Origin of the sequence: Treponema sp. B152 (genome assembly GCF_024181665.1) — a bacterium.
Classification (GTDB): domain Bacteria; phylum Spirochaetota; class Spirochaetia; order Treponematales; family Treponemataceae; genus Treponema_B; species Treponema_B denticola.
The window spans coordinates 1626403-1650846 of the sequence record NZ_CP058668.1 but is presented as its reverse complement, the minus strand read 5'-3'; the positions used below and the strand labels follow the sequence as shown (position 1 = coordinate 1650846).

22 protein-coding genes are annotated in these 24444 nt (G+C 37.5%); 9 read left to right on the top strand and 13 right to left on the bottom strand.

Annotation, left to right across the window (positions count from 1 at the left end):
- Window positions 1–31 precede the first annotated feature (31 nt).
- Genes murC through cmk form a run of 3 tightly spaced genes read left to right on the top strand, consistent with a single transcriptional unit; the run spans window position 32 to window position 2937 of the window.
- A complete protein-coding gene (murC, locus tag HYB91_RS07680; RefSeq protein ID WP_044910021.1) occupies window positions 32–1474 on the top strand; it encodes a UDP-N-acetylmuramate--L-alanine ligase in 1443 nt (480 codons plus the stop codon).
- Window positions 1475–1489: 15 nt separating this feature from the next.
- On the top strand, window positions 1490–2356 hold the full coding sequence (locus HYB91_RS07675; protein ID WP_002677594.1) for a YicC/YloC family endoribonuclease: 867 nt from the start codon (window positions 1490–1492) through the stop codon (window positions 2354–2356).
- 17 nt (window positions 2357–2373) lie between these two features.
- On the top strand, window positions 2374–2937 hold the full coding sequence (gene cmk, locus HYB91_RS07670; RefSeq protein WP_002677596.1) for a (d)CMP kinase: 564 nt from the start codon (window positions 2374–2376) through the stop codon (window positions 2935–2937).
- Here cmk and HYB91_RS07665 read toward each other — a convergent pair.
- Both HYB91_RS07665 and HYB91_RS07660 read right to left on the bottom strand, forming a co-directional pair.
- On the bottom strand, window positions 2929–3609 hold the full coding sequence (locus tag HYB91_RS07665; protein WP_002677597.1) for a response regulator: 681 nt from the start codon (window positions 3607–3609) through the stop codon (window positions 2929–2931). The genes cmk and HYB91_RS07665 overlap by 9 nt on opposite strands.
- A 14-nt stretch (window positions 3610–3623) precedes the next feature.
- Entirely contained in the window at window positions 3624–4598 is a 975-nt protein-coding gene (locus HYB91_RS07660) for a hypothetical protein (protein WP_002670623.1), read from the bottom strand.
- A gap of 211 nt (window positions 4599–4809) precedes the next feature.
- On the opposite strand from HYB91_RS07660, the gene thrS reads away from it, so the two are divergent.
- A complete protein-coding gene (gene thrS / locus HYB91_RS07655) occupies window positions 4810–6567 on the top strand; it encodes a threonine--tRNA ligase (RefSeq protein ID WP_002677599.1) in 1758 nt (585 codons plus the stop codon).
- 34 nt (window positions 6568–6601) lie between these two features.
- Here the strand turns inward: thrS and HYB91_RS07650 are convergent, their stop codons facing one another.
- Window positions 6602–7360 carry a hypothetical protein gene (locus tag HYB91_RS07650; RefSeq protein WP_002677601.1) on the bottom strand — a complete coding sequence of 253 codons (759 nt, stop codon included), beginning with the start codon at window positions 7358–7360 and terminating at the stop codon, window positions 6602–6604.
- Between the two features lie 30 nt (window positions 7361–7390).
- Window positions 7391–10750: a periplasmic flagellar collar protein FlcA gene (flcA, locus tag HYB91_RS07645; protein ID WP_002677603.1), complete on the bottom strand. Its 3360-nt coding sequence runs from the start codon at window positions 10748–10750 to the stop codon at window positions 7391–7393.
- A gap of 258 nt (window positions 10751–11008) precedes the next feature.
- Between flcA and HYB91_RS07640 the strand changes: the two genes are divergently transcribed.
- The 4 genes from HYB91_RS07640 (at window position 11009) to ispH (ending at window position 15463) form a co-directional block, all read left to right on the top strand.
- Window positions 11009–11713 carry a DUF4912 domain-containing protein gene (locus tag HYB91_RS07640; protein WP_002670630.1) on the top strand — a complete coding sequence of 235 codons (705 nt, stop codon included), beginning with the start codon at window positions 11009–11011 and terminating at the stop codon, window positions 11711–11713.
- A complete protein-coding gene (locus HYB91_RS07635; protein ID WP_002694215.1) occupies window positions 11700–13277 on the top strand; it encodes a glycoside hydrolase family 57 protein in 1578 nt (525 codons plus the stop codon). The genes HYB91_RS07640 and HYB91_RS07635 overlap by 14 nt, the downstream gene beginning before the upstream one ends.
- Before the next feature lie 153 nt (window positions 13278–13430).
- Window positions 13431–14570, top strand: a complete 1140-nt coding sequence (gene alr, locus HYB91_RS07630) for an alanine racemase (RefSeq protein WP_002670634.1) — start codon at window positions 13431–13433, stop codon at window positions 14568–14570.
- Window positions 14571–14593: 23 nt separating this feature from the next.
- The gene (ispH, locus tag HYB91_RS07625; RefSeq protein ID WP_002677615.1) at window positions 14594–15463 is read left to right on the top strand and encodes a 4-hydroxy-3-methylbut-2-enyl diphosphate reductase; all 870 of its coding nucleotides are present in this window, start codon (window positions 14594–14596) and stop codon (window positions 15461–15463) included.
- Window positions 15464–15466: 3 nt separating this feature from the next.
- Here the strand turns inward: ispH and HYB91_RS07620 are convergent, their stop codons facing one another.
- The 6 genes from HYB91_RS07620 to HYB91_RS07595 all read right to left on the bottom strand — a co-directional run bounded on the left by HYB91_RS07620 (window position 15467) and on the right by HYB91_RS07595 (window position 19732).
- Window positions 15467–16321 carry a GNAT family N-acetyltransferase gene (locus tag HYB91_RS07620; protein WP_002677616.1) on the bottom strand — a complete coding sequence of 285 codons (855 nt, stop codon included), beginning with the start codon at window positions 16319–16321 and terminating at the stop codon, window positions 15467–15469.
- A gap of 3 nt (window positions 16322–16324) precedes the next feature.
- A complete protein-coding gene (locus HYB91_RS07615; RefSeq protein WP_002677619.1) occupies window positions 16325–17233 on the bottom strand; it encodes a hypothetical protein in 909 nt (302 codons plus the stop codon).
- A gap of 57 nt (window positions 17234–17290) precedes the next feature.
- Window positions 17291–17806, bottom strand: coding sequence for a GNAT family N-acetyltransferase (locus tag HYB91_RS07610; RefSeq protein WP_002677621.1), 516 nt, complete (start codon window positions 17804–17806; stop codon window positions 17291–17293).
- A gap of 16 nt (window positions 17807–17822) precedes the next feature.
- Window positions 17823–18227 carry a GNAT family N-acetyltransferase gene (locus HYB91_RS07605; protein ID WP_010956877.1) on the bottom strand — a complete coding sequence of 135 codons (405 nt, stop codon included), beginning with the start codon at window positions 18225–18227 and terminating at the stop codon, window positions 17823–17825.
- Window positions 18218–18697: a GNAT family N-acetyltransferase gene (locus HYB91_RS07600; RefSeq protein WP_002677626.1), complete on the bottom strand. Its 480-nt coding sequence runs from the start codon at window positions 18695–18697 to the stop codon at window positions 18218–18220. The genes HYB91_RS07605 and HYB91_RS07600 overlap by 10 nt, the downstream gene beginning before the upstream one ends.
- Window positions 18698–18820: 123 nt before the next feature.
- A complete protein-coding gene (locus HYB91_RS07595) occupies window positions 18821–19732 on the bottom strand; it encodes a tetratricopeptide repeat protein (RefSeq protein ID WP_002670643.1) in 912 nt (303 codons plus the stop codon).
- Window positions 19733–19966: 234 nt separating this feature from the next.
- Here HYB91_RS07595 and HYB91_RS07590 point away from each other — a divergent pair, with 234 nt between their 5' ends.
- Window positions 19967–20197: a hypothetical protein gene (locus HYB91_RS07590; protein WP_002670653.1), complete on the top strand. Its 231-nt coding sequence runs from the start codon at window positions 19967–19969 to the stop codon at window positions 20195–20197.
- 72 nt (window positions 20198–20269) lie between these two features.
- On the opposite strand, the gene truB is transcribed toward HYB91_RS07590, so the two are convergent.
- The 3 genes from truB to infB are packed head-to-tail and all read right to left on the bottom strand — an operon-like array spanning window position 20270 to window position 24439.
- A complete protein-coding gene (gene truB, locus HYB91_RS07585; protein ID WP_002677629.1) occupies window positions 20270–21343 on the bottom strand; it encodes a tRNA pseudouridine(55) synthase TruB in 1074 nt (357 codons plus the stop codon).
- A 14-nt stretch (window positions 21344–21357) separates the two neighbouring features.
- Window positions 21358–21756: a 30S ribosome-binding factor RbfA gene (rbfA, locus tag HYB91_RS07580; protein ID WP_002670660.1), complete on the bottom strand. Its 399-nt coding sequence runs from the start codon at window positions 21754–21756 to the stop codon at window positions 21358–21360.
- Entirely contained in the window at window positions 21749–24439 is a 2691-nt protein-coding gene (gene infB, locus HYB91_RS07575; RefSeq protein ID WP_002677632.1) for a translation initiation factor IF-2, read from the bottom strand. The genes rbfA and infB overlap by 8 nt, the downstream gene beginning before the upstream one ends.
- Between the last annotated feature and the right edge of the window lie 5 nt (window positions 24440–24444).

Here is a 24444-nt window from a genome sequence, read left to right as displayed (position 1 = left end):
TAAAAAACAGAATATAGAATATTATATACGCATGTGTCAAGTTATTCTACCCGATAATTTAAAAGGTTTTAAGATTTATATGATCGGTATTAAGGGTACGGGAATGACGGCTTTGGCGGAAATTTTGGTTTCGCGTGGAGCCGTGGTTTCAGGAAGCGATGTACCCGAAAATTTTTATACTGATGATGCTTTAAAAAAACTTAATATAGATATTTTTTCTCCCTTTTCTCCCGATAATATTCCTGATGATGTAGGGCTTGTTATCTATTCGGCAGCCTACTCCCCCGATAATAATGAAGAAATGTATGCTATAGAACAAAAAGACCTCCCAAAGATGTCTTATCCCGAGGCAATAGGCGCCTTGTCCCGTCATTCCTATTCTTGCGGCATTGCAGGTGTCCAAGGAAAGACCAGCACAACGGGGATTACGGGTTCTATATTAAAAGAATTAAAACTTCCCGTTTCGGTATTAGCAGGAAGCGTAATAAAGAGCTTCGGTGATTCGTGCACAATGCTTAACGGTTCAAAATACTTTGTTGCCGAAACATGCGAATATAAAAGACATTTTTTAAACTTTCATCCTAAAAAGATAATTTTAACCGGTATTGAACCGGATCATCAAGATTATTATCCGACCTATGAGTCTATTTTAACCGCCTTTTTGCAGTATATAGACAGGCTTCCCCAATTCAGCGAGCTCTTTTATTGTGCAGATGATGAAGGAGCTTGCGAGGCTGCCCGTTTAAGTTTTTCGAGCAGGCCCGATCTTATCTTTATTCCCTATGGGGAAAAGGCTTCGGGAGATTATAAGCTGACTGTTTCAGGCGTAAGGGATGAAAAGCTTTATTTTTCTCTTGCCGGTTTTTCGGGAGAGTTTTATCTGCAAATCCCGGGGAAACATAATGCTTTAAATGCCGCTGCTGCAATAGCCCTTTCGGTAAGCCTTTTAAAAGAAGAATACGGCGAAATATCGATGGCCAACGTTTCTGCCATCAAAAAGGCCGTATCTTCCTATGCCGGAGCAAAGAGGCGTACGGAGTTAATCGGTAAGGTAGAATCTAAGGATATTTTGGTTTATGATGACTATGCCCATCATCCTACAGCTATCAAATCTCTTTTAAGCGGCTTACGCCAATTCTATCCGAAAAGAAGGATAATTGCAGATTTTATGTCCCATACATATACTCGGACTGAGGCTCTTTTGGAAGAATTTGCTTCTTGTTTTGGAGATGCAGATATGGTGATTTTGCACAAGATTTTCAGTTCGGCACGTGAAAAATATCAGGGGCAGGTAGATGCAGAGCTCCTTTTTAACCACACAAAAAAGTATCATAAAAACGTCTTTTTCTTTAATGAGGTATTGGACGCAAAAAACTTTGTTTTAGAAAAATTAAAGCCGGGAGATATTTTTATTACGATTGGTGCGGGGGATAATTATGTTCTGGGTACCGAGATTTTAAAAGAGCTTAGTTAAAATAAGGAAAAATATATGAAAAGTATGACGGGCTATGCCCTTACCGAAAAGACCGAACCTAATTCCTTTATAAGTTTGGAAATAAAAAGTTATAATTCAAGATATTTGGATTTAAATTTAAATTTTCCCTTTTGGCTTTCTGCCCTTGAGCCTGTTTTTAGAGCTTTCTTTTCTGAAAAAATAGCCCGCGGAAAGGTTGAAGTTTCCCTCCATGTAAAGGATGCGGATATAGATGTCGATATCCTCACCAATACTAAGGTTGCAAAGGCCTATGCAAAGGCTATGAGGGAGGTGGCCGAGGCTGCAGGAATAAACCCCGAAATAGATATAAACCGATTTTCCGAAAAGGACGGTGTAATCATTATAGAAAGAAATATAGATATTTCCGCTTGGGAAAACACCCTGCTTCCCATATTTGAAGAGACCTTTATAAAATACGATAAGACAAGGCTTGATGAAGGAGATGTCTTAAAAAAAGATATTTTAAGCAATCTGGACAGGATTTATGCCTCATTGAAGGTAATAAAAAAATATGCGCCTCAAATGGAAGAAATTTTTTGTCAAAATATTAAAGAAAGATTTACCGAACTTTTAGGCAGCGAAATAAATGAACAGCGCATTATGCAGGAAGTTGCCGTAATGCTTGTTAAATACACAATCAACGAAGAAATTGTCAGGCTTGAAGCCCATTGTAATTCTCTATCTCATGAGCTTAAAAAAAATGAGCCCATAGGTAAAAAACTCGACTTTATCTGTCAGGAAATAAACAGGGAGATAAATACTATAGGTTCAAAAAATCAGATGATTGAAATGGCTCAGTCTATTATCGAAGTAAAAGATGCTCTTGAAAACATAAGAGAACAAAGCAGGAATGTAGAGTAGGTTTTATCGGAGAAAATATGAAAAAGACGGCTTTTAAAATCCCTGAAGGAAAGGAACTGAGAATTGCAATTTCCGGCCCTTCCGGCTGCGGAAATACTACGGTTTCTACATTAACTGCAAAGACCTTAAATTTACCATGTATCAATTATACTTTTAAAAATATTGCTAAGGAGCTTAATATCTCTTTTGAAGAGGTTTTAAAAAGAGCCCAAGAAGATTTTTCTTTTGATAAAACGGTAGATAAAAAACAGATTGAGCTTGCAGAAGCAAGCTCCTGTGTCTTGGGTTCAAGATTGGCAATTTGGCTTTTAAAGTCGGCTGATTTGAGAGTTTATCTAAGAGCCTCTATAGAAGTACGCGCAAAAAGAATTCAAAAAAGGGAAGGCGGCGATATAGAAAAAATAAAGGCCGATACCGATTTGCGGGATATGGAAGATACACGAAGATACAAAGAGCTATACGGTATCGATAATACAAAATACGAAAAGGCAGATCTCATTATAGACACGGATAATCTAACGCCTGAAAAAATTGTGGAAAAAATATTAAACGAGCTTTATTCCAGAGGGCTTTTAATTTAAGAAGTCCGTAATAGTTTTTTTATCCTCACCGGATAAATCCACAAATTTTAAATTTAAAACACCGTCATTTGAAACTATTTTACAATTTGGAACTATAAAGTTGTGCTCTATTTTTAAGGAGCATTGATCGAGAACCATGCCTGCATTTAAATTACCTACATTTGCAGGCATATCCGGTAAGAACACTATATCGTTCTCGGTTAAGTTTTTTACCGTTCCGGTTATTATTGTTTCATTTATAGGATTTGTAAATAAAAACTGAACACTCTTTTCAATATTTTTGATATGATTATAATTATACCGGTTAAAAATCATACGTAATTCTTTAAGGACGTCGTCATTAAAATTATTGTTTTCTTTTAAGTTTATAATACCTTGGACTCCTAAAAACATTGCTTTGTCTGCTTCATCTGCCGAAAAATCGGACGGAGTCAAAAGTATTACCGGTATTTCTTCCCTTGAAGTATCCCATCGGATATGCTGTGTAATAGGCTTCCAATGACGCGGGAAGTCTCTGGTATTGATAAGTACAATATTGGGACTAATTTCTTCAATATTATCCAAGGCTTTTAGCGGAGAGCGGTAATGTATAAGGTCAAATTTATACTCGGAAAAAAGGGGTTGTAAATCATCAGTTGAACGAGGTAAATCCGAAATCAATAATGCTTTCATTTTAAAACTTATCCTTATTCCGTTCCTAAGTTCTCAACTATATAATCATATACGGTCCATATACCGTCTTTTGAGGCTAAAAAATATGTAAAGCGTTTCTTTTCTCTGAAATTGGAGTATTCAAACCATTCTATTACCTTGACTTCTGCCTTTGTGTCTGTGTAGCCCGTATGTTCTATTTTAAATTCTACCGGAATGACGGCAATATCCTTGTCGACTCTTTCTTGACTTAATTCGTGTTTGTACACTTCAACCATTTCCATTCTGCCGGCTTCTGATTCTGCCTTAAATCTTCGATTGCGGGAAGGATCTCTGGATATCATTTTTTCCAAATCCATATAGAGAAAAAATTGCTCCCATAGAGATTTTTGGCGGGCAGTTAAAAGATAACTTATTACCTGATCCGGCGGAATGGGTTTTGCCTGTAATATCTCGCCTGAAAGCGGAGAAACAGGTAATGAACCCAAGGCTGCGGCTGAAGGTGCCGGTTTTATTTCAAGGCTTAACTTATTTGAAATTACGTGTGCTTCCGAATTGTCCGAATACCGTTTTAATTCGGGAAAAAACAAAGAATTTACAAGGAAGATTCCGGGCTCGTTAATTTCGATATAATCTTTTATGTTTTCGATAAAAGAATATGTTTCTCCGGGTTCCAAGGTTATTTCGCGGAAATAAATTTGGCGGTTAGTATTTCTTTTCCTCATCCATTCTGCTGTGTGCTGTAATTGTCTGTTTTTACTGTTTATAATCCCGAAATCTATGCTAAATGACCTGTCATCCGCAAGTTTAAATCGAAGGGTTTCCGACTTATTGTTTGTAATTGAAATTTGTACAAAAATAGGTTCGGAAGCTCCCGATCCGGGATAATAAACACGCCTGTCATAAAATCTTATAGAAACATCGGCCTTTGAAACAGACTCGGTCATGTTTTGAGCAAATATAAATAAAGACTGAATAATGCAAAAAATACTTATTAAAATTTTTTTCACCTTAGATTCCTCCGTTTTAGATTAAGAAAGCCTCAATCTATTGTCGGCATTTTTTTTCTTTTCCATTAGTTTATGAATTATAATCTATTGACTCAAGACTAATCAATAGAGTATACTAATGTCGATATGATAATGTTTCTTTTAAGCTATAACAGTATATAGCTTTTTGTTAAAATTAACAATATATGTCAAGCATAAGATAGGGGAAAATATGTCAACTTTACAAGAAAAATCAAAAAAATTAAGTACTCTGAGGCATAGTACTGCTCATGTTATGGCTGAAGCCGTTGTTAATCTATTTCCGGGAACAAAGGTTGCGATCGGGCCGGCTATCGATTACGGATTTTATTATGATTTTGAACTGCCTCGTCCCATAAACAATGATGACTTACCCGCAATCGAAAAAGAAATGCGTAAAATTCTAACTACCCGTTCAAATTTTGAAAAGGAAGTGATAAGCCGAGAAAAGGCTCTTGAAATGTTTAAGGATCAGCCTTTTAAGATTGAACTTATAAAGGATTTGCCTGCAGACGAAGAGATAAGTATTTATAAGTCCGGTGAATTTACCGACCTTTGCAGAGGTCCCCATGTATGCTCGATGGCCGACATAAATGCTCAAGGGTTTAAACTTATGAAAATAGCCGGAGCATATTGGCGCGGAGATGAAACAAGGCCCATGCTTACCCGAATTTACGGTACGGCTTGGGAAAAGCCCAACGATTTAAAAGAGTACTTGGCTATGCTTGAAGAAGCCGAAAAGCGGGATCACCGAAGGATCGGAAAGGCTATGAATCTATTTCATATAGATGAAGAAAATCCCGGGCAAATATTTTGGCATCCTAAAGGCTGGACTCTTTATTTGACCATACAAAATTATGTAAGAAAACGCATAAAGGAAGACGGCTACCTTGAGGTTCATACACCCTTTGTTATGCCCCGCTCCTTGTGGGAAAGGTCGGGCCATTGGGCTAAGTATAAAGAAAATATGTTTATAACCGAAAGTGAAAAACGCCTCTTTGCTTTAAAGCCGATGAACTGTCCTGGCCATGTGGAAATATTTAAGCAGGGAATTAAAAGCTACAAGGATTTACCCTTGCGCTTAGCCGAATTCGGTTCTTGTACCCGAAATGAGCCCTCGGGTTCTTTACACGGTATTATGCGTATCCGCGGGTTTGTTCAAGATGATGCCCATATTTTTTGTACCGAAGAGCAAATTTCTTCCGAAGTTTCAAAATTCTGTGCCTTGTTAAAGCGCATGTATGCAGATTTCGGCTTTGCTGAAGATAAAATTCTTGTTAAATTTTCTACGCGTCCAGAGCAGAGGGTAGGGGACGATGCTACATGGGACAGGGCGGAAAAGGCGCTCTCTGATGCTTGTGCAGATGCCGGCCTCAAATATGAAATTGCAGAAGGCGAGGGTGCTTTTTATGGGCCTAAGCTGGAGTTTACTTTAATCGATGCCCTCGGCCGTGAATGGCAGTGCGGAACCATACAGCTGGATTATCAGCTTCCGTCGGCAGAAAGACTAAATGCCGAGTACATTGGAGATGACAACAATAAGCATCATCCTGTAATGCTTCATAGGGCTGTTTTAGGCTCACTCGAAAGGTTTATAGGAATTTTAATAGAAAACTGTGCAGGTATTATGCCTCCTTGGCTGGCTCCTGTGCAGGCGGTTATAGTTCCCGTAGCCCCCGCCTTTAACGAATACGCTCAAAAGGTTCAAAAGGCCTTGGATGCAAAGGGCTTTAGGGTTATAGCCGACACCGGAACCGATAGAATGAATGCTAAAATCAGAAAACACCAAGAAGAAAAGGTCATCTATCAGCTGATTGTAGGCCAAAGCGAAATGGACAATAATTCCGTTGCTGTCCGAATGAGAAAGGGCGGTCAAAAGGTTATGACCTTAGATGAATTTATCTCATTCTTAAAAGACAAGGTCGATTCTTTTGCTATTGATTCGGAATAGAGATGCCCTTTAATTTGTTTTTTTTTGCGAATACCTATTTTTTGACCGCAGGGTGTAAGACAATACCTGCCTGAACTATTAAGCCGTCTGAACTCTTGTTGACGAGTTTATCCCAAAGGTTTGAAAATGGCAGGTAAGCTTTAAGTTGTACACCTGCCTTCCAGCCTGAGGTTAGGGTATATTCGGCCTTAATGCGCAATGAGGGGTAAATAAAGCGTCCGTTTTGCCAAAAATACCGGTTTATTTCCCGCACTTCTTTTGCTGTAGTTAATCCATCAGAACCGGCTGCATCAGGTTTTATTCCGGGTTCAAGTAAGCCGAATCGTATAAAAAAAGCAAGGCCTCCGCCCATGCTGATTGTCCATCTTTTTAAGTCAAGTCTTGCTAAAAAAGGAACATCAAGTAAAAAGCTCATTGTAAGTGCCGTCCTATGTTCTATTTCGCAAATATAGGCCCTTTTTTTGTAAAAACCATAGTGAAAAAGAGAAAAATCCAAGGAGGGAACTATACTTAACATTTTTATTCCCTTATATTCGTATTCGGCCCCTAGATTTAAAGCAACGCCAAAGGGCGGAGCAGCGTGTTTTTTCAGACTGGAAAATACCATTTCCGTACCTATGTAAAAACCGAAGTCTGATGGAACCTTTTTTAAAACTTCTGCTTGATTCGCCTCATTTGTTTCTTCGGTTTTTTGTTCAATTTCTTGTTTTGATGCCGCTTCTTGAGTATAGATATTAAAACTTAAAAAAATTAAAAGCAAGATGGAAAAAAATAAGTTTGTTTTTTTGATCATAATTTCTCTCCGTTTTATTTTCGCTCCCGCCTATCTGTCTTCCGTTTGTTGTAGAATCTTTTCGTTTTCAAGGGTCTTAGGTATATCGCTGTAGATTTCCGGTACAAATGCAGAGCGCGGTTTTACCATGTTTTGAATATTTGCATAAGCTAGGTTTATCGTTTTTGCCCGAATCATAGTTTCCGGATTTCTGTTTAGAGCGTCCCAAGCCCTTGTCGATTCTCCGAACAAGGATAGGGCTCTTCCGTTTTTGTTGGAATCTCCGTTTTGAACGGCTATCCTGTTAAGCACTACAGCAAGATTATTTGAAGTGTGCATATAGTCTTCTACAAATTCCGCATGGTCAACACGGGTTTGCGGAAAAATAATTCCCTTTCTTATTTTTTCGGCTTCCAGTAATTCCATCAGTCTTTCATAGTAAGCTTGGGCTGCAAAATAATTGGTATATTTAAATAGGACATTTCCAAATCCGTATAAAAGGTTCTTATCGTTGGGTTTCTCGCTGTAAGCCAGAGTCATAGCCTTCATCGCATCCGAATAATTTTCTTTTTGATAATAGATATAGCCCATCTTGTATTGAATTGAGGGACTGTTATTTAATTCACGGACTGCATGTTCGTAAGCATCCAAGGCTTCATCATAATCTCCGGCTATAAAATAAGAAATATCTCCATAGTTTGCATAAAGTTTTCCGACAACAGGGGACGGATAAATGCCCTTTTGAGCTGTGTAAGCTTCGTATTTGGACAAGGCTTTTGCATAGATTTCTTGAGCTTCGTTATACAGCTTATCGCCTGCTATGAGCTCTCCGTAAAGACGCATTGCATCTATCTGTCTGATAGTACGTTTGGGCGTCATTTTTATGCTGTCTTCGTAGAGGTTTATTGCGTTTACAAGATAATCCTTTGCTGCTTCATTTTTTTGATTGTGTAAAAAGAAGCGTCCCATATTATAATTGGCTTCAGGGCTTTCAGGCCGTTTTTTTATAGATTTTTCCAATAGTTCCCGCAAATCATCTATTTTGCCTATCAGATTTTCAGAATCGGTAGGTTTGGGCTCATACCGTTTTTCAAGAAGATAGCCGCTGAGTTCGATGAGGTCTTCATCGGGCAGTTTTTTGTTTAAAAAATAGTTTTTTAAAGGTAAAACTTCGGCCAAATTGTCCGTGCGGATAAAGTAACGCATCATTCTTCCTGAAAATACGTCCTTGGATCCGTAAAGGTTTATAAGGCTTGCATAGGTTTTTCTGGCCTCTTCATACTTTGTAGAATCTTCATCTGCCCAGTCCAAATAAACGTCTCCTAAGGCTAGAAGAGTGCCTTGGTCATTTATATGATAGTCTAATACACCCCTTTTGAGAACCTTTTCGGCCTTTTCATAGTTGCGTAAATCGGTACTGAGCATATCTGCATATTCGATACCGCCTTGGCGGTCATGGTTAAAGTCGGATAAAAGCCGCTCATAAATTGTTTCTGCGGATAGAAACTGCTTTTTTTCACGGAAGGCATTTGCAAATTTAAAATACCATTTTCGTTTTTTCTTATAAGTTCCCGCCTCATCAAAGCGCTTGATAGCTCTTTCATATTGGCCCGATTCTATACTGGTCATTCCTTCTTTATAGTAGCCTTCGGCTACAACCGGTTTGTATATAAATTGCCATACAAGAACAAAAATCGAAAATATAAAACATAGGACTACAGTGGTTAAAATTGCTGCAGGTAATATTTTATGTACAAAGCGGTACTTAAAGCTGCGTTTTTCTTTTTCGTAGTCTTCATAGGATTTTTTATCGAATCCCCTCGGAATAGGAATGGATTTATCTAAGATACCTTCTAATTTGCTTACTATCTTTTTTAGAGAAACATCATTTACAATTAAATGAACGATTTCCATCTTGTTTAATTCGGAATCGTCCACATTTACAAGATAGTCTTCAAGTTCTATTCTTAAATTGAGAGGGAATGAAGAAACTCTTTCTATCAGGTAGTCATAATCATCTTCAGAAATTGAAAGGGGAATTTTTCCCTCATATTCTTCTTCGTCTATAGGCTTTTTTGATTCAAAAAATTTAAAATTCTTCTCAGGCGAAAATTGGATAAAACTTTCAGGAACGGAAAAATCATCCATTCCTCCGCCCATTTCGGTATTTAAAACATTGTCATCTATAGCAAAGGCTGTGTGCTCGTCTATTTCGGGAATATCTATGTCTGTAAAGCCGCTTCCCGGCGGTGAGATATTTTCTTGAGCAGGGCTCGGCTCTTCCAAACCATGCAAGTCTTCTCCCGTCAAAGATTCGTCAAAGGAGGGTCCCTGCGGATCTGATGATTTTGAAAAGCTTGAAAAATCTCCTTTATCAGATTGTGGAGAAGACAGATCTATACTGTCGGGGGTATCTGTGATGGGAGAAATATCCATACTTTCAAGGCCTTCGTCTTCCGGTGATAGGTTAAGATCTTCAAGCTCATCAGCTTCGGGCGATAGGTCAAGGTCTTCAAGTTCATCAGTTTCAGGCGATAGGTCAAGGTCTTCAAGTTTGTCCCTTTCAGGCGATAGGTCAGAGTCTTCAAGTTCATCAGCTTTAGACGATAGATCGAAAGTTTTCGGAGAGTCTTTCTCAGGTGATATGTCTAGACCCTCAAGCTCATCTATTTCCGGCGACATATCTATGCTGTCAGGATTATTGGACAGAGGAGCAAAATCCATGCTTGCAAGACCTTCATTCGCGGGTGAAAAATCTATACTTTCGAGTTCGCCTACATCATTATCGGTATCGCTTGATGCGGTTATGCCTAAATCGGCAGGTTCGAAAGACGTGCCGGCATCTTCTAAGGGTGCTATTTCATCAGTAAAATCATCTAAATCGGCTATATTTTCTATGTCGGGTTTATTTGCTTTATCCGAAACGGGCTCCTGTACTGCAAAGTCCGTATCAAAATCCGGGAAAATATCATCTGTTCCATCATTCGTATTTACGGCATCTTCACTTCTGGCATCTTCAACCATATCCCCCAGTCCGGAGAGCAGAGCTTCGGGTACATCAAAGCCGTCATCATCTAAGCCGTCTATGTCATCCAATGAATCAGGTCCTTCAAGATCCAAACCGGAAAGCATGTTGTCAAAGTCTTGGGAAGCGCCATCGTTTTCATCTTTTTCTGCAGGAAAGATATCTGCCACATCAAATTCCGAAGAATCATCCTGTTCTTGTTTAGGAGGAATTTTGTCTTCTTCTTTAAAACCTAATAAGTCATCCAGATTTACATCAGGAAGAGGCACTTCTTTAGGTAAAGGAAGATCTTCACGTCTTTCCCCCCATTTTGCCGTAATTTCGGGTTCGTTTGCTATTGCGAGAAGTTGATTTTTAAATTTTTCAAGCTCTTTTATACTGGGCATTTGAGCGGGCCTCCCCCCTTATTTTCGGCTTATTTTGGTTCAACTTGATATATTATTTTATACCATAAAAGGAGTTTTTTTTCAATGAGTTCTGACATATTCAGAAACCAAGTATAAATGCCGATAATTTTACCATGATGCCGTTAAAAAGCTGTTTTATAGTTTACTTCTCTTGACATAACGGCTTTTTTTTTGCATTATTATGGACTAGTTTAATAGTGTAGTTGGCGGCGGAATCCGCTGATTTAGGGGAAATGTGTGAATTTATCAAAAAGTTATTTACAATCCGTTTCTACGGATGAGCTTTTACAAATTGCCGATGATTACGGCATATTTGTACCGAAAGGGCTATGCAGAAATCTAATAATTGAAGAACTGCTTGAAATAGACGAAGATTCTAATGTATCTGATAGCAAGCTTTTAAAGGTCAGCAATGATGAGTTGTTTTTAGATGATGAAATGGATGGTAAAGGAAATGCCGGCTTGGCTCTTTCCTACAACAAGACTGAAATTCATGTGCTGCTCAGGGACCCAATGTGGGCCTTTGCTTTTTGGGATTTTTATAAGCCCGAATTTCTAAATTTAGTGGATGATCCCGATTTTGACTCTTTCTTTTTAAGGGTTCTTTTGCTGTCTGAAAATAATCTGTCCGAATCATACGATTATTTTGATATTGATGTGGCAGAGGCGGATAGAAATAGATATTTTTATCTTTCTTTTGAAGATTCGGTAACAAGGGTTGAATTATGCTCCCGTAAAATTGAAGGAGAGGTTTCCGTTTTAGCAAAGTCTAATCTTATAAGGCTTAGACGGAAAAATATTCCTAATAATTTATGCGTTCTTGACAATGATGTAAGCTCGTCGGTATATCTTTCAGGAATTTCCGAGTTAAAAAAACAGCATTTTAAAAATTATCGTCAGGCCTTTAGGGGAAAAGAGGAGCCGAAAATTGAAAGATTATAAATTAATTTTTATTTTGGATGCTCATTTGCCGTATGTATGCAATGAAGTTGAGCAGGGCCTTATAGAAGAGGATTGGCTTTTTGATGCTTTATCTTATCTTTATTTGCCTGTCTTGAAAATGTGTTCTAACTTACAAAAAGAAAATATTCCGTTTAAAATAGGTGTTGTTTTTGAACCCGCACTATGCGATATGCTTGACGACAAGGTTTTGCAGGATAGATACCGTCAACATGTTCAGCGCAAAATCGAGTTTGCAAAAAAAGAACTCGAATGCTTTGCAGAATGTGCAGAGACAAAAAAACTTATTCAGTACAACTTAAAGCGTTTTAATGATGATAAGCGTATCTTTGAAGATTGCGGAGGAAATGTTTTAAAGCAGTTTGATTATCTTGCCCGTCAAGGTTATGTGGAGCTGTTGGCAACGACTGCAACCAATTCTTTTTTACCGTTTTTTTTGAGTATGCCGGAAGCTATTGCTGCACAGATAGAAATGGGGCAGATAAATTACCGCAAGCATTTCAGCTCTGTTCCCTCAGGTTTTTGGATTCCTTCAATGGCTTATTTTGACGGTTTGGATGATATTATAAGAAGTTACGGTTATGATTATACGGTTGTTTCTTCGGAAGGTTTTTTGCTTTCGGATAAGGTTCCGCCTGCCGGTGTTTTTTCGGCAGCAGCTTCAAAAAACGGGTTAAAATTTTTAGCCTGTGATCTTTCCGCTTGTAATTCTATTTATGATGAGCTCAACGGGTTTCCTCAAAATAAGGTTTATATTGATGTGGAAAATGATGTCGGCTTTAGACAATCCGAAGAATATTTAGCTTCAGTATTCGATACTTCAAAGGGCAGGCGGGCAATAGGGTTCAGGTATTGGTCAAGGGATGAAGAAGAAACTCCTTATGACATACAAAAAGCTCATGCTCAAATTTTGGCAGATGCCGAATCCTATGTAAACTCTCGTGCAGAGGCTTTAAGAGCCGTTAAAGAAACGGGGGGGGGTGAATCACCGTTTTCCCTTTTGATTATCTCATCCGATTTTTTCGGTAAAAAATGGTGTGAAGGTCTTATCTGGCTTGAGCGGGTTTTTAGGCTGATAAATGATAATGAAGAGTTGGAAACTATGTTACCTTCAGATGCCGCTAATTTGTCTAAGCAGCTTTATACTATTAAGCCGTTTTTTTCTTCCTTTTTAAAGTCAGGTTATGCGGATGAACTTTTAACAAAAGAAAACGACTGGATGTATAGATATATCGTTAAGATTACCGAGAGGATGATCGATCTTGTCGAAATGTTTCCTGCAGACGGCAGCTTAAAAGAGCGCGTTTTAAATGCTGCGGCGAGAGAGGTGCTTCTTTTACAGTCCGTTTATTGGCCCCTTTATATAAATGATCCGCAGCTTAAAGATTTTGCAGAAAGGCGTTTTGTAGAGCATGTCAATTCTTTTACGGCAGCCTATGAGGCCCTTGGAGCCGATTCGCCTGATGCAAAGTGGCTTTCAGAACGCGAAAGTAAGTATCCCGTTTTTAAAGATATAAATTACCGTATTTTTAGCCGTAAAAAATAATATACAAGGATGTACACCCCCAACCGCCATGGAAGGCGGTGGTTCCATACTTCGAGAGTTTTGCTTTAGCAAAACTCTAAGATGAAAAATGTACACGGATGTACATTTTTCATCGGTCTTGCATAAAACTTTATAAATGTATAAAATATTCTTATGAGAGCGACAAAGGCTATTATCCATTTGGATAACTTACAATATAACATTAAAGAAATAAAAAAGCGGCTTAACAAAAATGTAAAGATTTGTCTTCCGGTCAAGGCCGATGCCTATGGGCATGGGGCTGTGAGGGTTGCGGTTGCAGCAATAAGGGCAGGCGTTTCTTATTTGGCTGTTGCCTCCATTCAGGAAGCTGTCGAATTAAGAGAGGCCGGTATTGTAGCCCCGATTATTTCTTTAAGTCTTCCCGTGCTTGAAGAAATTCCTGAGCTTTTAAAATACGATATTGAGCCCTTGGTTATAGATGAGGAGTTTATAAACGATTTAAACCGTTTTGCAAAAAAACTAAATAAAAAAGCCGGGGTTCATCTTAAAATAGATACCGGAATGCGCAGGATAGGCTGCTCGCCTATGGAAGCCGTTAAACTTGCGGTACAGATAGACCGTGCAGAAAATCTTGAGCTAAAAGGAGTGTGTACGCATTTCGCTGTTTCCGATTCTACCGATGAAAAAAATATTAAATTTACAAAAAAACAGATTTCTGTTTTTAAGGACTCAATAAAAGAAATAAAAAAAGCGGGGATTAATCCCGGATTAATTCATGCCGCAAACTCAGGAGCTGTTCTTCAATATCCCGAAGCCCAATTCGATATGGTGCGTCCGGGAATCTTGGTCTACGGTTATGCACCCTCTCCATCCCTAAATTCTTTAATAGATTTAAAGCCTGTAATGGAGCTTGTTACACAGGTAGTGCTTATCAAAAAAATTGAAAAGGATACAAGCGTTTCTTATGATAGATGTTGGACAGCCGAAAAAGAAACATTTGTTGCAACCCTTCCTATAGGCTATGCGGACGGGCTCATGCGTTCTCTTAGCGGATTAAAAGTGAGAATAGGAAAAGATTTTTTTCCGATCATCGGACGCATTTGTATGGATCAATGTATGATAGATATAGGCGCTTCTCCATGGGTTCAAAGATGGGATGAGGTTTGTATCTTCGGTCCTGTTTCAAAAGAACATCCTAAAAATAATACGGCCCAAGATCTTGCAAAGATTGCCGGAACTATTCCTTATGAACTGACATGCGATATAAACAAGAGAGTTCCGCGTATTTTTATTGATGAAACCATACAATAAATTATTTTGTTCAGGCGGTTTTTATGGTTGTAAAACGTGCGGAAGTTTTAGGTTATTGTTCCGGAGTACGCAGAGCTGTTGATACGGTTCTTAAACTAGCAAAAGAAAATACTGAAAATAAATCCGGCCTTTATACCTTCGGCCCTTTGATTCATAATCCTTCTACAATGTTACGGCTAAAACAAATGGGTGTAAAAACTATTGACACTGAAAATTTTACCGAAGATGAAGACTATAAAGATTCCGTTATCGTAATAAGGGCTCACGGTATTCCTCCATCAAAAAAAGATGAGCTGGAAAAAAGCGGGGCTAAGGTGATAGATGCAACATGCTCCAGAGTAAAGGCAAGTCAGGCTCTTGCAAAAAAACATTCTGAAGAAGCCTTTGTTATTTTAGCCGGAGATAAAAACCACGGAGAGCTTATAAGCATTGCAGGTTATGCGGAAGGAAGATGCTTAATCGTTCAAAATGCCGAAGAAGCCGCTTTAATAGATTTACCTTCTTCTTTGTGTGCAAACGGGAGTGCCGTTTTAATTGCTCAAACGACAATTAAGGACTCGGAATATGAAGCAATAGCTTCGGCTTTGAAGAAAAGGATTTCCGATTTAAAGGTATTCAATACGATTTGTCCTGCAACCTACGATAGGCAGGCTGCCTTAAAAAAATTGGCTTATGAAGTTGATGCACTTTTAGTTATAGGCGGAAAAAATTCGGCAAACACAAAAAGGCTTTTTCAAACCGCAGTTGACACAAAAAAGCCTTCATGGTTAATCGAAGATGCCTCTGAAATCCCGAAAGAGATTTTTTCTTATTCCGTAGTCGGTTTAACTGCCGGAGCTTCAACTCCCGATTTTATAATCGATGAGGTAGAAAAAAAATTACTTGAGGGATAAATCTTAATCAAGGATATAAGTATTATACGATTCTTTACAGTTAACTTGCAAGGCCGTCATTAGTGGAAAAGCATAATAATCGGTATCATCTATTTCAAAATAAATTTGCTCATAAGCGTTTAATAGATTATTGATTATAACTTGAAAATAATTTAGATAGGTTTCGATTTCTTCTATTATCTTTCCACCAAGATAGCCGATTTCGGGAAGATTTTCCATGTAAACTATTACATAGGCTGATACTTCGTTATTAGAAATTAAACATGAGGACATTTCTTCATCGCAATCGGCTAAAATTTCATTTGAAAATTCTTTTATACATATATCTTTATTGAGCGGGTTTATGCTTTTGTGTGTGTCGGCATAATTAAAGTAAAATATTTTTTTGAATTCTTCTTTTTCTTTTGAATTTAAATTTATAAAAGGTTTTATCTGCATATTTTTAAATTCAGTAGAAGTTTCCTTTGACAAAAAAATATTTTGAGCTTCTTTTTTTAGATCAAAACTATATGACCTGCAGGCTAAAACAAAACCTTCTTTAAGTAAAAATTGAATTAATTCCTCTTTACCGGAAGAACACATAACTTGAAATCTTTTTTTAGCCGAGTTTTCTTTTAAGGCTTTTAAAAGCCGGCTCCCCAATCCTTTGTTTCTGTAATCTTTATCGATATGGATATTTATATAATCCCTGTATGGATGAAAAGAATTTGTGTAAAGGCTGCCTGCTCCGATTATCTTTTTTTTATCGAATAAGCCGATAAGACTTCCTCTTTGGTTGAGATCAGCTTTTTGAAGAAAGTCTTTTACTTCCTTTTGAGAAATAATTTTATCGGTAAGACTAATTGATTTTATGCTCATGATTTAAAGAATCTCTTCAATCCCACAGTTTAATATTATATCAAAAATTCTATCTTTTTCGGAATAGTCTATTTTTTGTTTTTGCCAAACTTGAAAATAAAGCTCTCTTAAAAAGCTTAAAACTGCGACGGCTTTTATTTGTAAAAAAGCTTTGTTTTTACTTTCACCTATTTCGGAAAAATATGCATTTAAAACTTCTTTTGCTTCATCGGTAATATTATACCATTCTTTTTTATTTAAGCCTAAAATATTTATATGTTCAAATTGATATAAATTTAAACCGGAAGTAATATGTTCGGCATCAATTATTTTTAAGCGGCCCTTTTCTGTTTTAAGCATATTTCCCGTATTCATGTCTTCAAGGATAATACAGCCTAGGCCTAGGTTTAAATTTTCAATATTTTTTTTAATAATTTTTTTATCATGTTTACCCATGTATATTTCAAGATAGGGGATGGCTTCTGCATTTATCATCTCTTCAATTGAAGGATAGCTTTTCCCGTCCAAATACATTGAAGAAAAAGAGCTCGAAGATGTGTTGTTTAAATTTAAATGTGCAAGTTTTTTAAAAAAATCTTTTATCAGATGTCTATCGGTTTTGATAGGCTGACAACCTTCAAGCCATTCACTTATAAAAATATAGTAATTTTCAGTTTCAATGAGGTTTTTATATTTAAAAATAAAGTCTTCACTGTCATTTAAAGCATTTAAATATTTAATTGAATTTTTAATACTCTCCGTTTTCTGCCGTAATTTTACCGCAAAAGTTTCATTGCCGCCGGTTATTCCCTTAAATAAATCCGTGTAAGTATGATCTTCCAGTTGAATAGGTTCAAGGGTTTTAAAATTATCGTTTTTAAGGTGTGAATTGAGAAGGTCTTTAATTGTATCGGGTTTAATGTTTTCTTTCATAATTAAAAATACTCTTTATGTTTTTTATAAGTCATCTCTAAAAATCTTGTCGGATTTTTAGAGATGACCGGCGAGGCATCCATTTAGTTCCTTTTCCAATATTTCTCCATCGTCTATTTTTTTAATAGTTTTATAGTTTAAGTTTTTATACATATTATAAGCAGTGGTGTTATTTAAAAGTACATGAAGCCTTATTTTGTTATAACCTAAATTGATAGTTTCTTTTTCAAGTAGCAGCATGGTTTGTTTCCCATAACCTTTATTTCTATATTGTTTATCTATGTTTATTTCCATCACAAAAGGAAATGTTTCGTTATTATGAGTAATTATAAAATACCAAAGATAGCCTATTTTTTGACTGTCCTTTTTAACAACATATAAATTATGATTCTTTGTTTTTACTCCTTCCGTCAATATGCCGTTGAGCTCTTTTTCTGCTAAACTAATAGCTGTTAATTCATTTGTTTTTTTAGTTTGAATGAAAGTTTCGGCTAAATTTTTAATCATATCCCGTTTTATAGTATTATAAGATTTTTCATTCATTTTTTCTATATTGCAGTCTACATTTTTCATAAGCTGATAAGTTCCTTTATTTTAATATTCCATAACAAGATATGTTATAATCTTGAATATTCTTTAAGCCGTTTTTCTTGTAAAAATCTATAAGCTTTTTATCATTATCACAAAGTAAAATAGTTTGCCGTACCGATTTGTAATCTTTTACAATTGTTTTTATAAGAGCCGTGCCTATTCCTCTATTTTGATATTTTTGTTTTACAATTATGTCTTGAATTAAAATGGTTGTTATTCCATCACCTAAAACTCGTGCAATCGCTGCAAATTCGTTGTCAACAAAAACAGAATATATTTTTAGTGATGAAGTTATACTTTGCCATAATTTATCTTTGTTTTTTGTATATGCCGTCCAGCCGGCTTCTTCATAAAGATTGATAACCTCTTCTTTTGAAAATTCAATATCTGTTTTTATTTGCATGTCATTATCCTTTTTATCATTATAACTTCCCATTTTGCCGGCGGAATATATTCGGTTATAAACGGCAGCTCGTCTTCTTTTTTATCAAAGATTGTGAAGCTGTTTTTTTTATAAAATTCTATTGTCCATTCAAACATTTTAAGAGCCTTCAGTATAAGATATTCCAAACCTATATGTTTTGCTTCTTGCTCAATAAAATTTAAAATGTATTTACTGTATCCTTTTCTTTGTATTTTATGTTTGATGTATATGGCTGAAATAAGCCCATGAGTATTTTTATCTTTAAGTGATATAAATCCGATTGCCTGATTATCTTCATATAGAATATATGTATTTTCGGTTTTTATCATATTTTCAAAGGTTTCAATTATGTCTTGTTCCGGTACAACTCCGAAAACCTTGTTACTGTCGTTATAGATATCTAAAATAGTTTTTGCTTCTTCTATTCCGGCTTTTTCGGTTTTGAGCATTTTTGTTTCTCCCATAAAAGGTTTTGTAAATATTCTAATTATATTTTGATAGGAATTCAAGGGTTTAGATACCGTGTAATCGGTGTTTTTGCCTAGTACCGATTACACGGTTTTTTTTGTAAACTATTTGGTCAATTTTTTTAGCTCTGAAAGTTTTTGGTCTGCCATATCTTGAACTTGTTTGTTGGGATTTTTTTTCATACGGAGATAACATTCTTTTGCCTTATCGTATTGCTTTAGGGCTTCATAGCATCTTCCCATATTAAAGATAATTACATAATCTTCATTTGCGAGTTTATCGGCTTTTAATAGCACATTTAAAGCCTCTTTAAATTTTCCTTGGCCGATGTATGCTAAAGATAAATAGTTATGCACTTCGATATTTTTAGGATATAGTTTCAATTGGGCTTCACCTGTTTTCTCTGCAGCATTTAAGGTTTGAGGGGAGCTTTTTTGAAGCCAGTTTTTATAATACTCGTTTATAGAAATTAGAAAAAAGTGTTCACTTTCTGATGATGGAATTACCTCATTCATGCTCCAAAGCCATTTATGATTTATCTCTTTTCCAAGTTTTAGAACTTCGATAATCTTCTGTGATTGCTTTTCATATTCTCCTATTTCGCCTAAAATATGAATTCTTCCAAAATACATATCCAAGCGGTTTTTACCGAATTTTAATCCTTTTTCCAAATATGACAAGGCTTTATCGACATCTTCTTTTTCATACCAGATATTATTGTTTAAATATCCCGCGATTTTATTTGTTTTTTGATCCACTAATGCCAATGAATTGGTATTGTCCTTCTTATAGGTGTCAAGTGACTGTGTAGATCTTTGACCTTTAAGCAGGTAATAATTAAAATAGGCAATGTAGAGTTCAGGATTTTTTGGCTCTGCCTTTTCCCATTTTGGTAATAGAGCTGCAATCCCTTTTATATTTCTTGCCGAAAGCAGATTGTCATATTCGGATTTGTAATCTGCAAAAATCCGGAATGACACCAACAAAATTAAAAAAAATATAATACGTTTTTTCATATATTTTTCCTCCTCATAATAACTATAGCTATATTGTAACATTGGTTTTATGATCGGTCAATAGTATTTTGTTTATCCTCTTGACGATACCTATAAAATTGAGTAAATTCTAATTCGTGCCTTAATTTACGGATATTATGGTGTTTTGTAACTAAATACTAAAATCTGTCTTTAATGTAAGGCTGTTATAATGCCGAAAATAAGATAAATAAAACAAATTCAGGAGCTATTTTTATGAAATGTAAATATTGCGGAAAAGATGTCAGGCCTGTAGGCCCTAACTTGGAAAGCGACGATAACGGATATAATTGCCCTGCAAGCGTATCAAAGAAACATGCTATTATACCCGATGGTTCGCATTGTATTCATTGCGGCCGTGAGACAAAAATTTTGGGAGACAGGGTTGTAACCAGCTACGGTATACGTTGTTCGGCTTCTCCTTCAGGAAGACATGCAATACAGTAAGTTGCAGTACCAATAGCAAACGCAAGTTAAAATGAGCGGCGATATTTTAGACGCTCATTTTAATTTAAACCTTTAATTTTTTATCACCGTTTCATATTTCGGACGGTTTTTATTTAGTCCTATAATTCCGATCCACAAGTCACCGCAAAAGACGCATATTTTTTTGTTTTCTAAGTCTGAGCCTGTGATATTTTCTAAAACTTCATCGGTATTTAAAAACCAATTGAATTTAATCTTCTTTCCGTTATAAAAATCGTTTAGATATTTTCTATCTAAAAAGAGGTAAGGCAATTTTAAGTTTTCTGCCGTCTTAGGAGAAAAAATAATAGATTTTGCAGTTATTTCCAAAAAATCAATTTCTCTTTGTGCATAGAATTTTTTGCCGGCCGCTGCATCTAAAATTTTCTTTTCTTTTAAGAATAAATTTTCCGGTGCTGCAGAAAAATCATTTAAAAGAGCAAAACCTGCTGCATCTTCAAGCTTAAAGTTTCCAACTGCCGTTCTCCTCAAGGCCCTAACATAGGCACAAGAAGATGCCTTCCTTGCAAGGTCTCTTACAAGGGAACGGATGTAGGTTCCCTTTGAACATTCCACGACTATATGGGCATATCTTATTTTTAGCTCGGCGTTTATGTTTGTAAAATCCTTTTCTGTAAATTCCAAACCGCTATCTGTAATTATCCCTTTAAGTTCGATTTTAAAAATTTCTATTTCCCTCTCTGTAATTTTTATCTTTTCGCCGCTGCGTATTCTGTCGGAAGCTCTTTTTCCGTTTATTTTTATTGCAGAAAATTCGGGCGGTCTTTGGAGTATTTTCCCTAAAAAAGAGGGAATGGATTCCGTTAAATTTTTGTAAGAGGGAAGGGGGGCTGTTAAAACTGGTTCGCCTTCAGGGTCGAGGGTATCCGTTTCCGTTCCGAATTCTACCCATGCTTCGTAGGTCTTTTTTTCGGCTGAAATTATATCGGCGAGGCGGGTTAATTGTCCCGTAAGAAGAACCAAAAGGCCGTCTGCAAAAAGATCCAGAGTTCCAGTGTGGCCGACCTTTTTTATAGAAAGGGCTTTTTTTACCGCCGACATTGAAGCAAAGCTTGTAAGTCCCGCCTGTTTTGCAAACGGGATGATAAGGTTTTTATTTAATTCCATTTTTAAGGCAGGGCTTAATCGGCTTCCGAACTGCCGGCGGTTCCTTCATCTTCATCGGGATCGGTAAAGTACTCAAGGCTTTCAAGTTTGTTTACCATGTCTATTCCTTCCTTTATACTCTTATCGAATATAAAGGTGAGTTCGGGACACTGTCTTACATGAAGCTTTTTTGCAAGGCTGGTTCTTATAAAGCCGGAAGCATTTTCCAAGCCTCTTACTCCCTGCTTTGTCTTATGTTCATCTAAAAAGCTTGAGACATAGACCTTTGCATAGGCAAGATCACCTGAAACAATTACCCTGTTTATTGAAAGAAGAGAAGAAACTCTCGGATCCTTTATTTTGCCGGAGCAAATAAGGGCCGAAATTTCTTCCCTTATCTGCTCGCCCAATCTTGCAAGCCTAAACTCACTCATCGGTTTCGGTTCCTTCTTCTTTGATTTCGGGAGCCTTGTATTTTTCACTGTCGCTCAATTTTCGGGCAACCTGAATCATTTCAATAATTTCTAACTGGTCATCAACCTGTATATCGTTAAAGTCTTCGATACCGATACCGCATTCAAAGCCTGCTGCAACTTCTTTTGCATCGTCTTTGAATCTCTTTAATGAAGATAATTTTCCGGAGTGAACGACTATGCCGTCTCTGATAACATGGACTGCACAGTTTCTCTTTACGACGCCTTCAAGAACATAACAGCCTGCAATTTTTCCGATTTTGGGAACCTTAAATGTATTTCTGACTTCAACCATACCGATGACCTGTTCCTTAATATCGGGGGAAAGCATTCCTTCCATGGCAAGCTGAATTTCTTCAACAGCCTTGTATATGACAGTGTATTTTCGTATATCGACCTTTTCCTGATCGGCCAAAAGTTTGGCTTGAGGAGTGGGGCGTACGTTAAAGCCTATGATTAAGGCATTTGAGTCTGCGGCTGCAAGCATAACATCGGAATCATTGATAGCACCTGCCGAAGCATGTATTACGTTAAGCCTTATTTCGGGTGTGGAAAGTTTTTCCAAAGACTGCTTTAAGGCTTCTACGGAACCTTGAACGTCTCCCTTTATGATAACTTTAAGCTCCAATATTTCTCCGTCATGGATGGTTTCATAGAGGTTATCGAGGGTAACCTTCTTAACGTTTCTTGAATCTTCAAAGCGTTTGAGCTCCTGCCTTTTGTCGGAAATCTGACGTGCTATGCGCTCCGAATCGGTAACTTGGAAGGGGTCGCCTGCATTCGGCATACCTTCAAGACCTAGGATTTCGACGGGCATACTCGGAGTAGCTTCATCGATTTTTTCGCCCCTGTCATTGAAGATGGCTCTTACGCGGCCCGAATAAATACCTGCAACATAAGGGTCTCCGGTTCTCAAGGTTCCGCGCTGAACGATAATGGTTGCAACAACGCCTCTTCCGTGGTCTATGCGGGATTCTATAACTTTTCCTTCAGCATTGCATGTATAATTAGCCTTTAGCTCAAGCACTTCGGCTTGAAGAAGGATTGTATCCAAGAGGTTATCCAATCCCAATTTTTTTAGAGCCGAGATTTCGACAAACATGGTGTCTCCGCCCCATTCTTCAGGCATGAGGCCTAATTCCGAAAGGCGGGTCTTTACCTTGTCAACATTTGCTTCGGGCTTATCGACCTTATTTACTGCAACTATTATGGGAACCTTTGCATCGCGTGCATGGTTGATAGCTTCAATGGTTTGAGGCATAACGCCGTCATCGGCTGCAACCACCAAAACAACGATGTCCGTAATTTCGGCTCCTCGTGCACGCATCATGGTAAAGGCTTCGTGTCCGGGGGTATCGAGGAAGGTTATTTTGCCTCCGTGGGTATTTACCGTATAAGCACCTATGTGCTGAGTAATGCCTCCGAATTCTCCCGCTATAACATTAGAGCTTCTTATGGCATCAAGGGTCTTTGTCTTACCGTGGTCAACGTGTCCCATTATTGTTACAACGGGAGGCCTCGGTTGCAGTTCGGATAAATCGTCTTCCTTGCTTTCGATAACCGTTTCATCGTAGAGGCTTACAATCTTGACATCACAGTCATATTCCGATGCAAGAATCGTTGCCGTATCGGCATCGATGGACTGGTTCATCGTAACCATCATTCCCATGCCCATGAGTTTACCGATAAGCTCCGAGGCTTTTAGGTTCATCTTCTTGGCCAATTCGGAAACGGAAATCGATTCCATTATTTCTATCTGTTTAGGAATATTATGAATTTTTTCTTTTTGTTTTTTCTTTTGATTTAAGAGGCGCTCTTCAAAAAATTCCTCTTCCTTGTTTTTCTTGTTGTATATTTCTTTTTTTGCCTTGTGGGCTTTTTTATTTGTTTGAGCCTTGTTTTTTTCGACAGGAATCGGTGCCGGAGCGGCTCCCGGTCTTGGTCCGCCGAATCCGGGCCTGTTTTGAGGTCTGTCGCCTGGTCTGCTCTGTTGTCCGCCTTGTCCTGTCCTAAATCCCTGCTTTTTTCCATCGGAATAGGCTCGTGCTTGGGCTCCGGAAAAATTGCTTTCGCGCCGGCGTCCTTGTCCGGGTTGACCTTGTCCCTGACCTCCGGGTCTTTGCGGGCGGTTTCCCTGTCCGCGGTTATTTCTTCGGCCCGAGTCCGCCAAGTTACCTGCCTTTACATTGGGCCTCTTACTTGCAAAATCTATTGAATCTATTGAAGAAGGAGTCTGCTTTTTTCTTTCAGGCTGTTTTTCTTCTTTTTTTGCCGAATCGAAGCTCCGTTTTTCATTTTGTGCGGAAGGCGCATCGCTCTTTTTATCTTCAAAGCGAGGAGCAGTCTTCTTTGTTTCTTCAAGCCTTTCATCCGGCTTTTTTTCTTTTACAGAGGCTTCTGCAGGTTTTGAACTTTGAGACGAAGCTTTTTTAACGGAAATAACCTGTTTTCCGGATGTTTTTCCGCCGGAAGATTCTTCCGAAGATGATTCAGGCTTCTTGGATTTTACTGCCGAAGTTTTTGAAACCTTTACAACGACTTTCCGTTTAGAGTCAGTTTTGCCGGATTCAGGTTTAGAATCTGCAGCTTTACTGCTTTTTTTGTTGAGAATTACATCAGGCTTATTTGTGTTTTCTATATCCATATTAC

Coding starts and splice junctions, on each gene's coding strand:
- murC (WP_044910021.1), top strand. CDS start 32: ATGTGTCAAGTTATTCTACCCGATAATTTAAAAGGTTTTAAGATTTAT.
- HYB91_RS07675 (WP_002677594.1), top strand. CDS start 1,490: ATGAAAAGTATGACGGGCTATGCCCTTACCGAAAAGACCGAACCTAAT.
- cmk (WP_002677596.1), top strand. CDS start 2,374: ATGAAAAAGACGGCTTTTAAAATCCCTGAAGGAAAGGAACTGAGAATT.
- HYB91_RS07665 (WP_002677597.1), bottom strand. CDS start 3,609: ATGAAAGCATTATTGATTTCGGATTTACCTCGTTCAACTGATGATTTA.
- thrS (WP_002677599.1), top strand. CDS start 4,810: ATGTCAACTTTACAAGAAAAATCAAAAAAATTAAGTACTCTGAGGCAT.
- HYB91_RS07650 (WP_002677601.1), bottom strand. CDS start 7,360: ATGATCAAAAAAACAAACTTATTTTTTTCCATCTTGCTTTTAATTTTT.
- flcA (WP_002677603.1), bottom strand. CDS start 10,750: ATGCCCAGTATAAAAGAGCTTGAAAAATTTAAAAATCAACTTCTCGCA.
- alr (WP_002670634.1), top strand. CDS start 13,431: ATGAGAGCGACAAAGGCTATTATCCATTTGGATAACTTACAATATAAC.
- ispH (WP_002677615.1), top strand. CDS start 14,594: ATGGTTGTAAAACGTGCGGAAGTTTTAGGTTATTGTTCCGGAGTACGC.
- HYB91_RS07620 (WP_002677616.1), bottom strand. CDS start 16,321: ATGAGCATAAAATCAATTAGTCTTACCGATAAAATTATTTCTCAAAAG.
- HYB91_RS07615 (WP_002677619.1), bottom strand. CDS start 17,233: ATGAAAGAAAACATTAAACCCGATACAATTAAAGACCTTCTCAATTCA.
- HYB91_RS07610 (WP_002677621.1), bottom strand. CDS start 17,806: ATGAAAAATGTAGACTGCAATATAGAAAAAATGAATGAAAAATCTTAT.
- HYB91_RS07605 (WP_010956877.1), bottom strand. CDS start 18,227: ATGCAAATAAAAACAGATATTGAATTTTCAAAAGAAGAGGTTATCAAT.
- HYB91_RS07600 (WP_002677626.1), bottom strand. CDS start 18,697: ATGCTCAAAACCGAAAAAGCCGGAATAGAAGAAGCAAAAACTATTTTA.
- HYB91_RS07595 (WP_002670643.1), bottom strand. CDS start 19,732: ATGAAAAAACGTATTATATTTTTTTTAATTTTGTTGGTGTCATTCCGG.
- HYB91_RS07590 (WP_002670653.1), top strand. CDS start 19,967: ATGAAATGTAAATATTGCGGAAAAGATGTCAGGCCTGTAGGCCCTAAC.
- truB (WP_002677629.1), bottom strand. CDS start 21,343: ATGGAATTAAATAAAAACCTTATCATCCCGTTTGCAAAACAGGCGGGA.
- rbfA (WP_002670660.1), bottom strand. CDS start 21,756: ATGAGTGAGTTTAGGCTTGCAAGATTGGGCGAGCAGATAAGGGAAGAA.
- infB (WP_002677632.1), bottom strand. CDS start 24,439: ATGGATATAGAAAACACAAATAAGCCTGATGTAATTCTCAACAAAAAA.